This window comes from Thermodesulfobacteriota bacterium, assembly GCA_040756475.1.
Classification (GTDB): Bacteria; Desulfobacterota; Deferrisomatia; order Deferrisomatales; family JACRMM01; genus JBFLZB01.
The window spans coordinates 19197-33920 of record JBFLZB010000028.1; the positions used below are offsets into that span (position 1 = coordinate 19197).

Consider the following 14724-nt stretch of genomic DNA (forward strand, 5'->3'; position numbering starts at 1 on the left):
TCCTCGGGGGGAGGGCAGGAGCGGAAAAGAAGGAGCGCATTCCAGCGCGCGCGGCCGCCCGAGTCAATGCCCCTTTGCGATGCGGACCGGGCAACCCAATGTTTGCGGCGCCAAGAGGGCCCCGCGGGTCGGCCCGGCCCCTCCCCCAAGGGGACCTCGGTGCGTCGGCGGGCTCTACCGGGAGAGCTCCCGCAGGTACGCCGAGCACCGGCGGGCCTCGTCGAAGATGAGGGCCGAGCTCATGGTGGCGCTGGTCACGGCATCCACCTCGGGCTGGAAGGGGAGCTCGTGGAGCACGCGGCCGGAGAGCCGCCGCTCCAAGTGGGCCGCGTCCTCCGCGCTCCAGAGCTCGTTGCCGAACTTGGTGACGTACAGCGCCTCGAAGCCGCGCAGCACCCCGTCGTCGTCGAAGGCGAGCAGGAACCGCACCGGGTGGCACAGGTCGCAGATGGGCTGGCGGCTGCCCGCCCGGGCGAAGAGCCCCGCGGGCTGCCCGTCCTCCCCCACTGCCCGCCACAGGCGCGTGCCGTCGCCCAGGGCCACGGGCTGCACCGTCACGGGCGCCCAGGCCACCCGGGACAGAAAGGCCTCGACCGACGCGGCGGAAGCCTCGGCGTCGGGGGCCGCTCCCCCGGACCACCCTCCCGCCGGAGGCGCGGACCAACCCTTCAGGAGCACCCGCGATCGGGCCAGGAGCTCCACGTCCCCGTAGAACCCCACGTGGAAGTCCGCGAGCACCCACTCCCCGCCCCGGCGAAGCAGCAGCGCCGTGCAGGGGGTTCCCCCCGGCTCCCCCAGGGCGTAGAACTGCTCGAAGGCAGGGTCCGGCGCCAGGGGGTACGTGAGCCCGGACTCCCGGCGAAAGCCCTCGAGCTCCGCGGCGCTGTTGCCCGCGCCCACCGAGAGGATCCGCACCCGGCCTCCCAAGTCGCCGGGCTCCAGGAGGCGGGAAAAGGCCTCGAGCTGGGGCGCCTGGCGCCAGCAGGTGAGGCAGTACTTGTTGAAGAACTCCAGCACCAGGAGGTCCCCCTCCACCTCCGAGAGCCGCACCGGCCCCTCCCGGCGCCCCAGGCCCAGGGTCTCGTAGTCCTCCGGCGCGAGCAGGTGCTCGAAGACGAGGTCCGGCAGCGCCTCCCCCGGCTTCACGCACAGCTCGGTCTCGCCGGCCAGGGCTGGGGAGAGGGCCAAGAGAGCTAGGAGCATTGCTCGCCACATCGCCGACTCCTTGCGTGGGCCTCGGGGGCGCGAATTCCTCTTTGGCCTGTCGCCGTCCCTCTGGGAACCGACGCCCCACGTAGGAGCGGCCTTGGCCGCGAAGACTTGTGGTTCGCGGCGCTGGGGCTTCCGGCAGGCAGGGTCGCGCGTGGCATGCCCGGACAAGGACCGGGCGTCAGACCGGAGACGGGTTGCGGAGAAAGGGATTGCAGAACCTGACCCCACCCAACTCCCTGCCGTGCTGGAAGTCCTCGCTGAACAGCAGCGTCACGCCGGCGTCCTTGGCTGCGGCCCAGAGCAGGGCGTCCCAGAACGCGATGGAATGATTGGCGACGGCGGAAATGGCCTGGCCGAGGGTGGTGGGCTTCGGCGTTGCCGTCGGGAACAGGATCTGCCAGTCTCGAACTTGGGCCGCGGCTTCAGGGAAGGGCATCTTCCCCTTTCTCGTGACGGCCGAGAAGAACTCGCTCAGGGCCTGCAGGGTCAGGACGCAATCGAGGTCCACCGCCTCGTCCACCAGGGCAGCCGCGCGCTCGTGCCGTTCGCCGGCGTCGCGGTCGACGGCGTAGACCAGAACGTTGGTATCGAGGGTGATCCGGTCAGCGCTCATGCAGTGACTCCCGGTCGATGCGGTCGCCCCCGAGCGCATACCCTTTGGAGATCCTTTCCCGCACCCGCTGCCTCGCTCGATGCTGTTCCTCCGTCAGTTCGCGTGTCTCCGGCTCGGGCACGAGGCGGGCGATGGGCCGGCCCCGGCGCGTGATCACCACGATGTCCCCCCGCTCCACTGCCGTCACGTAACGCGAGAGGTGTTGATTCGCCTCCCGCAGGGTCACCCGCAGTTCCATCTCACGCCTCCCCACATCGCTCTCGACGATGTGGACTGTAGGATGTCCTACATCGCCGGTCAAGAGGCGTGCCGAAACCGGGCGTTGGGTACCGGCGGGCCCCTGCGCTGGGCTGCTGGCCAGGACGGGCCCGTGTCGCGCCGCCTGGCAGGGGCGGGTGCGGCCCTGCGGTTCGCGGGAAGTCGCCCGCCGGGGTCCCCCCTCTTCCCTTCACTCCCCTCGGGCCTCCCCCAGCACCTCGAGCAGCGCCCCGTGGAGGGGGCCGTTGGTGGCTACGACGTCGGCGTGGTAGGGGGTAAAGGGCTCGCCGCGGTAGCCCGTGACGGTGCCGCCCGCTTCCTCCACCAGGAGGCAGCCGGCCGCCAGGTCCCAGGGCCTGAGGCCGGGCTCCCAGAAGCCGTCCAGGCGGCCGGCGGCCACGTAGGCGAGGTCCAGGGCGGCGGAGCCCCCCCGGCGCACCCCCTGGGTGCGCTGGGTGAGCTCTCGGAACTCGGTGTAGTTTCGGGGGTTTGTGCCCCGGTCGTAGGGGAAGCCGGTGGCCAGGAGGGCCGCGCCGAGGTCGGAGACCCCGGAGGTGCGCAGGCGCTCGCCGTTGCAGTGGGCGCCGGTCCGGCGCTCCGCGGTGAAGAGCTCGTCTCGCAGGGGGTCGTAGACGGCGCCCAGGCGCACCGCGCCCCCCTCCTCCCAGGCCACCGAGGCGCAGAAGACGGGAAAGCCGTGGGCATAGTTGGTGGTGCCGTCCAGGGGGTCCACGAGCCAGCGGTCGGCCCCCGAGCCGGTGGCGCCCCCCTCTTCGCCGAGGACCGCGGTGCCCGGGGCGAGCCGGGCCAGCACCTCCCGGATCGCGTCCTCGCAGGCGAGATCGACCTCGGTCACGAGGTCCACGTCCCCCTTGCGGCGCACGGCAAAGCCGGTGCGGTAGCGCTCGCGCTGGATGCGGCCCGCGGCCCGGGCGGCCTCGACGGCGACGGCGAGCACGGCGGCTACTCGTCGGGCCTGTCGGACCGGTCGGACCCGCCAGACCCGTCCGACGTGTCCGACAGGCCGGGCGCCCCGCACCCCGGCCCCTCGCCGAAGAGCAGCGCCCGCTCCTCGGGGGAGAGGGCCTCCCGGGCCTGGTCCCGGAAGTTGTTCACCCCGGCGAAGAACTCGCGCATCATCGCCACCAGGAGGTAGCGCCCCCGGGGGGTCAGGGTCAGGGCCGCGGCGTCGTCCCGGGCAAAGGCGCCCGCCGCCTTGAGGAAGAGGTACTCCGCCGGGAGCCCCCGCTCCGGCGGCACCCCAAAGGCCTCCCGAAAGGCCCGCTTGTCGAGCCGCAGGCCAAACAGCCCCATCATGAGCCGGTAGCGCATCTGCTCTCGCGGGGGAAAGATCCGGGTTCCGGCGGCCGAGAGGCGCCCGGAGCCCACCGACTCCTCGTACTCTCGCAGGGAGAAGGTGTTGGCGTAGAGCGCCCCGCCCAGGTAGCTGAAGGAGCCGCTGCCCACCCCCACGTACTCCTCGTAGTCCACGATGTACTCATCGATCATCTGCCCGGCCTTGCGGGAAAAGGTCCACGCGGTGGCGGGCTCGAAGGCACCCTCCAGGGCCTCGGAGAGGAGCCGGTAGTAGCGGTGCTCCCGGGCATAGTCCACCCGGCCCACGGTGCGGGCGAGCGAGCGGCGAACCGCCGGGGAGGTCATGAGGGGGTAGAAGGTGGTCTGGTTCGCCCCGGACTCCCGCAGGCACGCCACGTCGTGCAGGAGCGAGTCGGGGGTCTGGCTGGGGAAGTTGAAGATCATGTCCACGTTGAGGGAGTGGAAGCGGCCGGCGGTGTGCTGCAGGCGGGCGAGGATCTCTTCGCCGCTCCCGTACTTCTCGTAGCGGTCCATCTGGCGCAGCAGCGCGTCGTCGAAGCTCTGCACCCCCACCGAGAGGCGCTGCACCCGCTCCTCCAGGGCTTCCACGACTTCGGGGATCAGGTGGTTGGGGTTGGTCTCGCAGGAGACCTCCTGCACGGGAAAGAGCTCCCGGGCGAGGTCGAGGGTGCGGCAGAGCTCGTCGAGGAGGATCGTGGGGGTTCCCCCGCCCACGTACACCGAGGAGAAGCGGTAGCCCAGGTCGGCCACGAGGCGCATCTCGTCGCGCAGCCGCCCGAAGTAGCTGCGCGCCGGCTCCTCGGCGAAGGGGTACCGGTTGAACGAGCAGTAGGGGCACAGGCGCTGGCAGAAGGGCACGTGCAGGTAGAGCAGGTACTTGCCCCCGGGCCGGGGAGGGGGGAGGGTCACCTGGCGGCCCACCTCCAGGGAGAGGATGCGCCGGTTGGCGAACCGCAGGACGGTCGTGAGGATGCGCTCGGCCAGCACGGGAACCGGTGACCTCCTTGGGGGGTCGGAGAGCGGGAGGCTGCAGACCCCATCTCGCTAGAGACCCTTGAAGAGCGAAGAGCGTGATGCGTCGGTCAAGTTTTTGGGCGGGCCGGGTCCTCCGGGGAGGCCCCCGGCCCGCACTCCCGCCTCCGCACTCTGAGGCACAGCTTCGCTAGGTGGAGAAACGCGACTTCTTCTTTCGGGTGAGGGCGCCCAGGACCCACCCCAGCGTCAGGACCCCGGCTCCGGCGAGGAACCACCGGATGGCCCAGGAGCGGCCAAGGGTGGACTTCTCCGCCTCCAGGCGGCCCACGGCTTCCCGCAGCTCGCCGGTCTGGGCGCGCAGGCGGTCCCTCTCCTCGGTCACCTCGGCCACGTTCTGGGAGGCCTGGAGGAGGCGTTCGTACCGCTCCCGTACGTCCTGGAGCTCTCGCGCCGCCTGCTCGGCCTCGCCCCGGACCGCCGCGAGCTCTTGCTGGAGCTCGGTTGCCGACGAGGCCTGGGCCCTGCGGGCGGCTTCCAGCTCGGCCGTCGCCCGGTCCCGATCCTCCTCCAGGGTCCGCAGCCGATTGCGCAGGCGCGAAACCTCTTCCTGGAGGCGGGCGGCGACGACCGCGGCCGGGACCTCGGTGGCCGCGTACTGCTCGGCGACCCACCCCTCTTCTCCCTGGCCGGTGCGCACCCGCAGGAACCCGGGCCGGGACTCCAGGATCTGGAGCGACTCCCCCGTGCGCAGCAGGCGGATCGTGGGGGCGTTGGCCTGGGGCGCCTCCCGCAGGTTCACCAGGAGCACGTCGGTGATGTAGCGGGTCTCGGCGCCGCCGAAAGCCGGCGCGAGGACGGCGGCCGTCAACAGCACAGCCAGGGCGACTGCGGATCTTCCCATCGTCACCTCCCGGGGACCGGCGCCCCGCAGGCCCGGCCTTTCCCCGGAGTTCTTGTAGCAGGCGATCGCGCTGCCCGTCAAACCGGTGGAGGCTCCGGTGCAGGCTGCGGAGCCGCTCCCGTTTCCGGGCCGTCCTGGGGTAGCATGGCGGGCGAGGAAGCGTTCGATTCTCCCATGCCCCGGTCCGGCCACGGACAGCGGGCGGAAAGGCGGTGTCGTGCGGCAACGGCGGATCGGGAGCCCGTTGGCGGCAGCCCTGCTCCTGGCGGGGGTTCTCCTCATGACCGGTGCCCGGGCGGCGTCGGCCCAGGGCGCGCTGCCGGCGTTCCCCCGGGCCGAGGTCGAAGTGCGCGCCGCCGGGGGAAACTACCGCTTCGCGGTCGAGGTGGCCGCCACGCCGCTCCACCGGGAGCGGGGGTTCATGTTTCGCACCGAGCTCGCCCCCGACGCGGGCATGCTCTTCGTCCACGAGGCCGAGCGGGAGGTGGCCATGTGGATGAAGAACACCTTGATCCCCCTGGACATGCTCTTCCTCGCCGCCGACGGCACCATCGTGCGGATCGAGGAGAGCACCGAGCCCCTCTCGCTTCGCACCATCTCGTCCGGCGCGCCGGTCAAGGGGGTGCTGGAGCTCCCGGGGGGAACATCGAGGCGGCTCGGCATCGTGCCCGGCGACCGCGTCGTGCACTCCGCCTTTGCCGCCGGCGGGTAGGCCCGCCCCCCCAGAAGCCACCAGAAAGTTCTGGGGCGGGGTCCGGGAGCCGCGGAGCGCAGCCCCGTACCGCCTCGACCGATCCGCCATAGCCGGTGAACACCGGTGAAGCCGGACGCACCGGCTGCGCGAAGGGCCTCTCATCCAAATGGCGCGGATTACGGGGCGAAGCGCAGGGGCTCCCGGACCCCGCTTGCCTCCCAGGTGGTGGATCCAGGCCCCTTCCTTCCCTTGACATGCCATACATATGTCTGCAATTCTTGCCCCGTGGCACCCCGACGTCTGGAGGGGAGAGCATGGGCAAGACGCCGCCGGGGGAGACCCGGCAGAAGGTCTTCGCGTTCGTGCGGGAACGGCTCCTGGCGGGCCGGCCCCCCACGGTGCGGGAGGTCCAGGAGGCCCTGGGCTTCCGGGCCGTCCAGACCGCCCGCCAGCACCTGGAGGGCCTGGTAGCCGAAGGGAGGCTCGCGGCCGACCGAGGGGTGGCCCGGGGCTACCGGCTGCCGGGGCGGGGCCGCCCGCCGGTACTGATCCCGCTCCTGGGGCGCGTCCCCGCCGGCCCCCTGGACACCGCCGTGGAGGACCGGGAGGGCTATCTCCCCGCGGCGCCCCCGGGGGAGGGCGAGGAGCTCTTCGCCCTACGGGTGCAGGGCGAGAGCATGACCGGGGCCGGCCTCCTGCCCGGCGACGTGGTCATCGTGCGCCGCCAGCCCACGGCCCGGAGCGGCCAGATCGTGGTGGCCCGGGTGGGGGACGAGGCCACGGTCAAGCGCCTGCGCCTGCGGCGGGGCCGGCCCGAGCTCCACCCCGAGAACCCCACCTTCGAGGTCCTCGTCCCCGACCCGGCGGAGCTCGAGATCCTGGGGGTGGTGGTCGAGCTGCGGCGCAGGATGTGAGAGGGGGTTTTGTCTTCCCCCGAGAGGGCACCCATGGCCCACATCGCCCTGGAGCGCGCGGACATCACGTCGGCGTACCGCCTGCCCACGGCGGAGCCGGCCTCGGAGAGCCGGTGGGAGCTGGCGGCCCTGGTCGGGCGGCTTGTCGAGGTCTCGGGGGCCGGCCCCTCGGCCGCCCTCACCCTGGCCTTCGGGGTGGTGCTCGACGCCCAGCGCCGGGGGGAGCCCGCGGCCTGGATTGCGGGGACCGAGAGCGCCTTCTTCCCCCCCGACGCCGCCGAGGGGGGAGTGGACCTGGCGTGCCTGCCCGTCGTCCGGGTGCCGGACGCCGGCCGGGCCCTGCGGGCCGCGGACCACCTGGTCCGCTCCGGGGCCTTTAGTCTGGTGGTCCTGGATCTCGGGGGGGGAGAGGGAGTCCGGCTCCCCCTGCCGGCCTTGACCCGCCTGGGGGGGCTCGCCGCCCGGCACGGCACGGCGCTCCTCTTCCTGACCCGGAAGGGGAGGGGGGAGCCCTCCCTGGGCTCCCTGGTGTCGCTCCGGGCCGAGGCGGTGCGGGAGGGCCTTGGAGGCCAGGAGGGCGGCCGGTTCGCCTGCCGGGTCCGGGCCCTCAAGGACAAGCGCCGCGGGCCCGGGTGGGAGGGGGAGGAGCTCTGCCGTGGACCGGATGGCCTGCGTTGACGTCCCGGCGCTCCCCCTCCAGCTCCTCCTCAAGCGAAGCCCCGGCTGGGCCTCGGGTCCCGCGGCGGTGGTGGACCGGGACCGGGCCCAGGGCGTGCTTCTCTGGGTCAACGGGGCGGCCCGGGGGTGCGGGGTGCTCCCCGGGATGCGCTACGCGGCGGGGCTCTCGCTCGCGGGGGAACTGCGGGCCGGCGAGGTGCCGGAGGCCGAGATCCGGGACGGGGTCGCCCTCCTGGCCGAGCGCCTGCGGCGCTTCACCCCCGACGTGGAGCCCGCGGCGGCGGAGCCCGGGGTCTTCTGGCTGGGGGCCGGGGGGCTGGGGCGCCTGTGGCGCTCGGCCCGGCAGTGGGCCCGGGAGCTCCGGGCGGACCTGGAGGGTGTGGGCTTTACGAGCCGCGCCGCCGTGGGGTTTAGCCGCTTCGGCACCTACGCCGCGGCCCGGGCCGGGCTGGGGGGAGGCCTCGCCCTGTTTCGCACCCCGGCGGAGGAGGAGAGGGCGGCCCGGAAGATCGCGCTCCGGGACCTGGGCCTTCCCCCGGCCCTGCGAGACGCCCTGGAGCGGCTCGGGGTGGGCACCGTGGGGGCCTTCCTGGCCCTGCCCGCCGATGGCGTGCGGGAGCGCTTCGGGCCCGGGGCCCACCGGCTCCACCGCCTCGCCTCGGGGCGCGCCTGGGCCCCCCTGGAGCCCGCCCCGGCCCCCGAGCCCCTGGCCCGGCGCCTGGATCTGGACGAGCCCGAGGCCGACGTCTACCGCCTTCTCTTCCTGGTCAAGCGCCTCCTCGACCCGCTCCTCGAGGCCCTGGCGGCGCGGCGCGAGGCCCTGGCGGCCCTGGAGTTGCGCTTCTCTCTCGATGGTCCGATGGGGAATGGGCCGGGCGGCAGCGCCGGAGAGCGGGTGGAGCGCCTGCGCTCCGCCGCCCCCACCCTGGACGGCCGCCAGCTCCTGAACCTGGTGCACCTGCGCCTGGAAAGCGCGGGCCTCGGCGCGGGCGTCCTGGGGCTCGTTTTGACTGTCGAGCCGGCCCCCGCCACCGCTGCCCAGCTCGACCTCTTCGCTGCCCTGGGGGGGGCGTCCCGGCGGGACCCCGAGGCGGCCGACCGGGCCCTGGCCCGGCTCCGGGCCGAGCTGGGGGAGGCCGCCGTGGTGCGGGCCGTCCTGTGCGAGGGGCACCTGCCCGAGGCCCGCTTCCGGTGGGAGCCCCTGGAGCGGATGCCCCGGGCCGAGCCCCGGGTGGCCCCGGCGAGGGGGAGCGGCAGGGGGCGGCCCCTGGTGCGCCGCCTCTGGGCCCGCGCGGTGCCGCTGCCGCCGCTCGGGCGCCACGACCCCGACGGCTGGCTCCTGGCCGGCGAGGCGTGCGGCCCGGTGGACGAGAAGACCGGCCCCTATATCGTGAGCGGCGGCTGGTGGCGGCGCCCGGTCCACCGGGAGTACCACTTCGCCCGCATGCGCAACGGCGAGCTCTTCTGGATCTACTACGACCGCCCCCGCCGCCGGTGGTTCCTGCACGGGGCGGTGGAGTGAGCCTCGAACGGAAAGAATCTTAGAATCTTAGACAGGATAACAGGATGGGTTTTTTTGATGCCAACCACAGGCTTAGAACTGCTTGGGCAGGCCGGCTTGCTTGAGGACGGCGTTGGCGGTGTGGCGGGACTTGATCTTGTGGTCCACGGGGAAGCGAATGCCGGTGAGGGGGCTGTACCAGATTTCGTGGTCGCCTTTGCCCGGCGCTCGAAGCGGCAACCGGCAGCGGCAAGGACCGCCTTGAGCTTCGGGGCATAGTCTCCCATCAGTTGGCGCAGAGGCGAACGGTCTCGAAACGGCGGGTGAGGAGCTCGAAGGGGACTTCGGTCAGGCCGGTTTCGCCGTTGGCCTCCAGGAGTTCGGGGATCATGACCCGGAGCTTGTCGACCAGCATCTCCATGGTCTCGGCCTCGGTAGCCAGGCCGGGCACGTCGTCGCTGGTGGCGACCCAGACCCGCGCTTCCTCGTCCCACTCCGCATGTACGAACAGACTCTTCGTCATCGCCGCCTCGCTCCGAGCCAAGGTCAACCGCCCCACAGGGCCCGTGTAGCACGGACACCCAACCCCGTCAACGCGGGGGGACGCGGGAGACGCGGGAGAGTCGTAGGTCGGATTCGCGAAGCGCCATCCGACACTCTTTTCCGTCGGGTTACGCTCCTCGGGCTAACCCGACCTGCATGACTGCAAGAACTTTAGACAGGATAACAGGATGAACAGGATGTGTCTTTGTTCTGAAGGAGCTCTATCCTGCCCATCCTGTGATCCGGTCCAAAATGTCTTCCCATGACCCACGCCGCCCTCTGGTGCAAGAGCAACTTCTCCTTCCTCGAAGGGGCGAGCCACCCGGAGGAGCTGGTGGAGCGGGCCCACGAGCTGGGGCTCGCGGCCCTGGCCCTCACCGACCGGGACGGGGTGTACGGGGCGGTGCGGGCCCACGTGCGGGCCCGGGAGCTCGGGGTGAAGCTCCTGGTGGGGGCGGAGGTGACGGTGTGCGGCGTCGAGCCGCCTTCGTTTGCCTCTCCTCCTGCTGTCCCCGGGGAGGGGGGCGGGCGGAGCACCCGGACGGCCGCTCGACCCAAGCACCGGCGCTCGGGTTCCGAGAGCCGCCCGGAGCCGCCGGTGCACCCTGAGGAGGGCAGGCTCGGGCTGTCCGGCATCGGCCGGGTGCGCAGCCTGCCCCCCTCCCCGGGGACGTCCTCCCTCCTCCTCCTGGCCCAGGACCGGGTCGGCTACGCCAACCTCTGCCGGCTCCTCACCCGGGGGCGGCTCCGGAGCCCCAAGGGGAGCTCCGCCGTCGCCTGGCAGGAGGTGTGCGCGCATGCGCCGGGGCTCCTGGCCCTGTGGGGAGGGGACCGAAGCCTCCTGGCCGCGGAGGGGGAGTCGGGCGTCCACGAGGTCGGCCCCCTCCTCAAGGAAGCCTTCGGCGATCGCCTCTACGCCCTGGCGGCCCGCCACCGGCGGGCCGAGGAGGTAGCGCAGGAGGCGCGGCTGCGGGGGCGGGCGGCGCGGCTGGGGCTCCCGGTGGCGGCCGCCGTGGAGGTGCTCTACCACACTCCGGCCCGGCGCGACCTCCAGGACGTGCTCACGTGCCTGCGCCACGGGGTGCCCCTGGCCGGGGCCGGGCGCCTCACCAAGCCCAACGCCGAGCACGATCTCAAGACCCCCCACGCCCTGGCGGCGCTCTTTGCCGACGACCCGGCCGCGGTGGAGCGCACCCGGGAGGTGGCCGGGCGGTGCACCTTCACCCTCGCGGAGCTCCGGTACCGCTACCCCGCCGAGAGGCTACCCGACGGCACCCCGGCTTCGGAGCACCTCAAGCGTCTCGCCCTCGAGGGCGCCCGGGGGCGCTACCCCCGGGGGGTCCCGCCGGCGGTGCGGGAGCAGGTGGAGCGGGAGCTCGCCCTCGTCGAAGAGCTCGACTACGGCGGCTACTTCCTCACCATGTGGGAGATCGTGCGGTTCTGCCGCTCCCAAGGCATCCTGTGCCAGGGCCGGGGCTCGGCGGCCAATTCGGCCCTGTGCTACTGCCTGGGCATCACCGCCGTGGACCCCACCCGGGTGGAGCTGCTCTTCGAGCGCTTTCTCTCCCGGGAGCGGGCCGAGCCCCCCGACATCGACCTCGACATCGCCCACGAGCGCCGGGAGGAGGTGATCCAGCACGTCTACGCCGCCTACGGCCGGGACCGGGCCGCCATGGTGGCCAACGTGATCCGCTACCGGGGCCGCTCGGCGGTGCGCGACGTGGGCAAGGCGCTCGGGATCTCCGAGACCGCGCTCGACCGCCTGGCAAAGCTCCTGGGGTACCGGGGCGGCACCGACTCCGAGGTGCTGCGCCAGGCGGGCCTCGACCCGGCGAGCCCGGTCCACGACCACCTCCTGCGCCTCACCCTGGAGCTCCAGGACTTCCCCCGCCACCTCTCCATCCACCCCGGGGGCTTCCTCCTGGGCCACGAGCCGGTGCGGGACCTCGTGCCGGTGGAGAACGCCTCCATGGCCGGGCGCACCGTGATCCAGTGGGACAAGGACGACCTGGAGGACCTGGGGCTCTTCAAGGTGGATCTGCTGGGGCTGGGGGCGCTCTCCCAGCTCGACCGGGGCTTTCGCCTCCTGGAGGCGCACTACGGGGAGAAGCTCTCCATGGACGCCCTCCCCCAGGACGACCCCGCCACCTTCGCCATGATCGGCCGGGCCGACACCGTGGGGGTCTTCCAGATCGAGAGCCGGGCCCAGATGGCCATGCTCCCGCGCCTTCGGCCCCGCACCTACTACGATCTCGTGATCGAGGTGAGCATCGTGCGCCCCGGGCCCATCACAGGCGGCATGGTCCACCCCTACCTGCGGCGCCGCCGGGGGGAGGAGCCGGTGGCCTACCCCCACCCGAGCCTCGAGCCCGTGCTGGCCAAGACCCTGGGGGTGCCGCTCTTCCAGGAGCAGGTGATGCGGCTCGCCATGGTGGCCGCCGACTACACCCCCGGGGAGGCCGACCAGCTCCGGCGCGACATGGCCGCCTGGCGCCGGAGCGGCCGGATCGAGCGCCACCGGGAGCGGCTCGTCTCGCGCATGGCGGCCAAGGGCATCGAGCGGGAGTTCGCCGAGCGGGTCTTCGAACAGATCCGGGGGTTCGGGGAGTACGGCTTCCCCGAGAGCCACGCCGCGAGCTTCGCCCTCATCGCCTACGCCACGGCGTGGCTCCGGTGCCACTACCCCGACGTCTTCACCTGCGCGCTCTTGAACGCCCAGCCCCTGGGCTTCTACACCCCGGCCACCATCGTGGACGACGCCGTGCGCCACGGCGTGGAGGTGCGGCCGGTGGACGTGGGCCGGAGCGAGTGGGAGTGCACGCTGGAGGCAGGGGCCAGGGGGCAGGGGGCAGGGGCTGGGGGGCAGGGATCAGGGGCGGGGGGCAAGCGCTTTGCCGTGCGCCTGGGGCTGCGGTACGTAAAGGGGCTCTCCGGGGAGCGGGACGCGGCACCGCTCCTGGCCGCCCGGGCCGAGGCGCCCTTTTCGTCGCTTACGGACCTTCGCCGCCGGGCCGGCCTCGGCAAGGGGGCGCTCGACCGCCTGGCGGAGGCCGGGGCCCTGGAGGGCCTGCGGCCCGGCAGGCGGGCCGCCCTGTGGGAGGCCCAGGGGACGGCGGGAGCGGGCGAGCTCCCCCTCTCCCCCAGCGAACCGCCGCCGGCCTTTGCGCCCCTCTCGGCCGCCGAGACCATCGCCTGGGACTACCGCTCCGGCGACCTGAGCCCCCGGGGCCACCCCCTGGGGCCCCTCCGGGAAGCCCTCCGGGCCCGGGGGATCCCGGATGCCCGAACGGTGGCCGGCCTCCCCCACGGCCGCCGGGTCCGCTACGCGGGCCTCGTGGTCTGCCGTCAGCGCCCGGGCACCGCCGCGGGGGTGACCTTCCTCACCCTCGAGGACGAGACCGGCTTCGTCAACGCCGTGGTCTGGAAGCGGGTCTTCGAGCGCCACACGGTGCTCGCCAAGACCGCCCCCTTCCTGGGGATCACCGGCAGGCTCCAGGTCCAGGACGGGGTCGTCCACCTGGTGGCCGAGCGCCTCTGGGAGCCCCGGCTCCCGGCCTCCCCCGCCACGGCGGGGAGCCGGGACTTCCGGTGACCCGGGCGCCGGTCCCCGTGCGGATCCGACCTGCTCGGCCGGTCGACGCCCGCAAGCGACATCGACGGCTTTGGCGGCGCTACTTCAGGGGTAGCGCCTCTGCCAGAGCCGCATGGCCCTCGGGGTCGAGACCGCGAAGGCGCCCGACGGACGCCTGGAGCCGCTTGGCCGCACCGGGCCGAGGGGCCAGCGCCTCCCAGGCGAGCTCCAGATCCCCCCGCCGGTCCGCGGCGAGCACCCGGATGAGCTGCCCGGCCTGCGCGAGGTCCTTTTCGGCCTTGGCCGCGTGGCCGGCGTCGCGTTCGGACGCCGTGAGGAGCTTGTGGAGCGCCAGGCGGGCTGGGGCTGGCGCGTTGACGAGCACCCCCGTGTGCCCGACGATGGCGGCACGCACCGGCTCCTCCAGGAGGTAGTCGAGGTAGCGAAGCGGGGTGGCCGCCGCGTTCCACTGGGGCAGGAAGACCGCGCCCCCCCCCGAGGCGTCCTGGCCCCGAGCAGGCGTCAGGAGGTCGACCCGAAGCAGGCTCTTGCGCACCCGAAACGACGTCGAAGGGTCCCTGGGGTTGAAGGGCGGCACCGGAAGAAAGCCCATTTTGAGGCGTTCGAGCGCAAGCGGGATGTCGGCCGCGCCGGAGTCCGGCATGGCGAGCGCCACGGCATCGGCAGCGGCCGCCAGGTCGATGTCCTGGGTGCGAAGTGCCGCCCTGTCCCAGTGCACGCCGAGCACATTGCCCAGCACCGCGAACGCGTGCGTCCCCACGAGCATCCCGCCGAGGCGAAACACCCCGGAGTGCGCCAGCGCCTCGAGCACGCGCGCCGCCGACGGGTCGGTGGGGATCGCGCCGCCTCGGCGAAGCATGGCGCACAAGCGCTCGACGTCGGCGTGCTCGGCGCGGGCCTCGTCGCGCTCGGCGAGGTAGCGTTTGGCCAGACGCTCGATCGTCTCGTCGTATGGTCCCAGGTACGCCTGCTTCTTGGCGCCCGCCACGCTGTACTGCAAGTAGGCGTAGCGCCGGCCCTTGACTTCCTTCGCGACGAAGGTCCCCCGAAGGCTCCCCAGGGTGCGCTGGGCCTCCAGAGCAGTCAGATGCTCGATGAGCTCCGCATACAGCGTCTGGACATCCAGGGGAAGTCTCTCGGCCACGAGCGCCCTCCGGGTTGCGGTTATACGCACTCTGCCACAGAAGGGCGTATAACAAAACCCCCGGCATGCTCCCGATCGTCCCAAGCGCCCGTTCGACCTTCGATGGCCGGCCTTAACCCGCCGAAGGCGGCAGGTCATGGGAGCGAACCATCGCCCTTGCGCGCAGATGGCTTCGGACGCGCCTCAACGTGTACGCGGGCCTCGCGGGCGCCTACCTGATCTCCGATCCGGGCTTCGCCCTGCCCGCCGGGTTGGCCGCGTACGGGTTGGACAACGCCGGGGTCTTCGAGCCCACCGTCCCCCTGGTGATCCAGGACCGGGCGTTCGACACGGCCGGCCAGCTCTTCTTCCAGGCGGACGG

Annotated in this window: 13 protein-coding genes and 1 pseudogene; 5 read left to right on the forward strand and 9 right to left on the reverse strand. The window is 72.9% G+C overall.

What is annotated here, in order from left to right; translation table 11 throughout:
* Positions 1–174 precede the first annotated feature (174 nt).
* The 6 genes from AB1578_06180 to AB1578_06205 form a co-directional block, all read right to left on the reverse strand.
* The gene (locus AB1578_06180) at positions 175–1215 is read right to left on the reverse strand and encodes a hypothetical protein (protein ID MEW6487486.1); all 1041 of its coding nucleotides are present in this window, start codon (positions 1213–1215) and stop codon (positions 175–177) included.
* 175 nt (positions 1216–1390) lie between these two features.
* The gene (locus tag AB1578_06185) at positions 1391–1825 is read right to left on the reverse strand and encodes a PIN domain-containing protein (protein MEW6487487.1); all 435 of its coding nucleotides are present in this window, start codon (positions 1823–1825) and stop codon (positions 1391–1393) included.
* Positions 1815–2063 carry a type II toxin-antitoxin system prevent-host-death family antitoxin gene (locus AB1578_06190; GenBank protein MEW6487488.1) on the reverse strand — a complete coding sequence of 83 codons (249 nt, stop codon included), beginning with the start codon at positions 2061–2063 and terminating at the stop codon, positions 1815–1817. Before AB1578_06190 ends, AB1578_06185 begins: the two co-directional genes overlap by 11 nt.
* A gap of 210 nt (positions 2064–2273) precedes the next feature.
* Entirely contained in the window at positions 2274–3041 is a 768-nt protein-coding gene (locus AB1578_06195) for an inositol monophosphatase family protein (protein ID MEW6487489.1), read from the reverse strand.
* A gap of 5 nt (positions 3042–3046) precedes the next feature.
* Positions 3047–4408 (reverse strand): coproporphyrinogen III oxidase family protein, encoded by a 1362-nt coding sequence (locus tag AB1578_06200; protein ID MEW6487490.1) that lies wholly within the window; start codon positions 4406–4408, stop codon positions 3047–3049.
* A 175-nt stretch (positions 4409–4583) separates the two neighbouring features.
* Positions 4584–5297, reverse strand: coding sequence for a TIGR04211 family SH3 domain-containing protein (locus AB1578_06205; protein MEW6487491.1), 714 nt, complete (start codon positions 5295–5297; stop codon positions 4584–4586).
* A gap of 217 nt (positions 5298–5514) precedes the next feature.
* Here AB1578_06205 and AB1578_06210 point away from each other — a divergent pair, with 217 nt between their 5' ends.
* The 4 genes from AB1578_06210 (at position 5515) to AB1578_06225 (ending at position 9105) form a co-directional block, all read left to right on the forward strand.
* Positions 5515–6009, forward strand: coding sequence for a DUF192 domain-containing protein (locus AB1578_06210; GenBank protein ID MEW6487492.1), 495 nt, complete (start codon positions 5515–5517; stop codon positions 6007–6009).
* Between the two features lie 296 nt (positions 6010–6305).
* A complete protein-coding gene (lexA, locus tag AB1578_06215) occupies positions 6306–6905 on the forward strand; it encodes a transcriptional repressor LexA (GenBank protein MEW6487493.1) in 600 nt (199 codons plus the stop codon).
* Positions 6906–6938: 33 nt separating this feature from the next.
* Positions 6939–7583 carry a recombinase A gene (locus AB1578_06220; GenBank protein ID MEW6487494.1) on the forward strand — a complete coding sequence of 215 codons (645 nt, stop codon included), beginning with the start codon at positions 6939–6941 and terminating at the stop codon, positions 7581–7583.
* Positions 7570–9105, forward strand: a complete 1536-nt coding sequence (locus AB1578_06225) for a DNA polymerase Y family protein (protein ID MEW6487495.1) — start codon at positions 7570–7572, stop codon at positions 9103–9105. Before AB1578_06220 ends, AB1578_06225 begins: the two co-directional genes overlap by 14 nt.
* Positions 9106–9177: 72 nt before the next feature.
* On the opposite strand, the pseudogene AB1578_06230 reads toward AB1578_06225, so the two are convergent.
* Positions 9178–9371: pseudogene (locus AB1578_06230) on the reverse strand (type II toxin-antitoxin system HicA family toxin).
* On the reverse strand, positions 9371–9607 hold the full coding sequence (locus AB1578_06235; protein MEW6487496.1) for a DUF1902 domain-containing protein: 237 nt from the start codon (positions 9605–9607) through the stop codon (positions 9371–9373). The pseudogene AB1578_06230 and the gene AB1578_06235 overlap by 1 nt, the downstream one beginning before the upstream one ends.
* Positions 9608–9889: 282 nt before the next feature.
* On the opposite strand from AB1578_06235, the gene AB1578_06240 reads away from it, so the two are divergent.
* Entirely contained in the window at positions 9890–13219 is a 3330-nt protein-coding gene (locus AB1578_06240; protein MEW6487497.1) for an error-prone DNA polymerase, read from the forward strand.
* Between the two features lie 79 nt (positions 13220–13298).
* On the opposite strand, the gene AB1578_06245 is transcribed toward AB1578_06240, so the two are convergent.
* Positions 13299–14363, reverse strand: a complete 1065-nt coding sequence (locus AB1578_06245; GenBank protein ID MEW6487498.1) for a GSU2403 family nucleotidyltransferase fold protein — start codon at positions 14361–14363, stop codon at positions 13299–13301.
* Between the last annotated feature and the right edge of the window lie 361 nt (positions 14364–14724).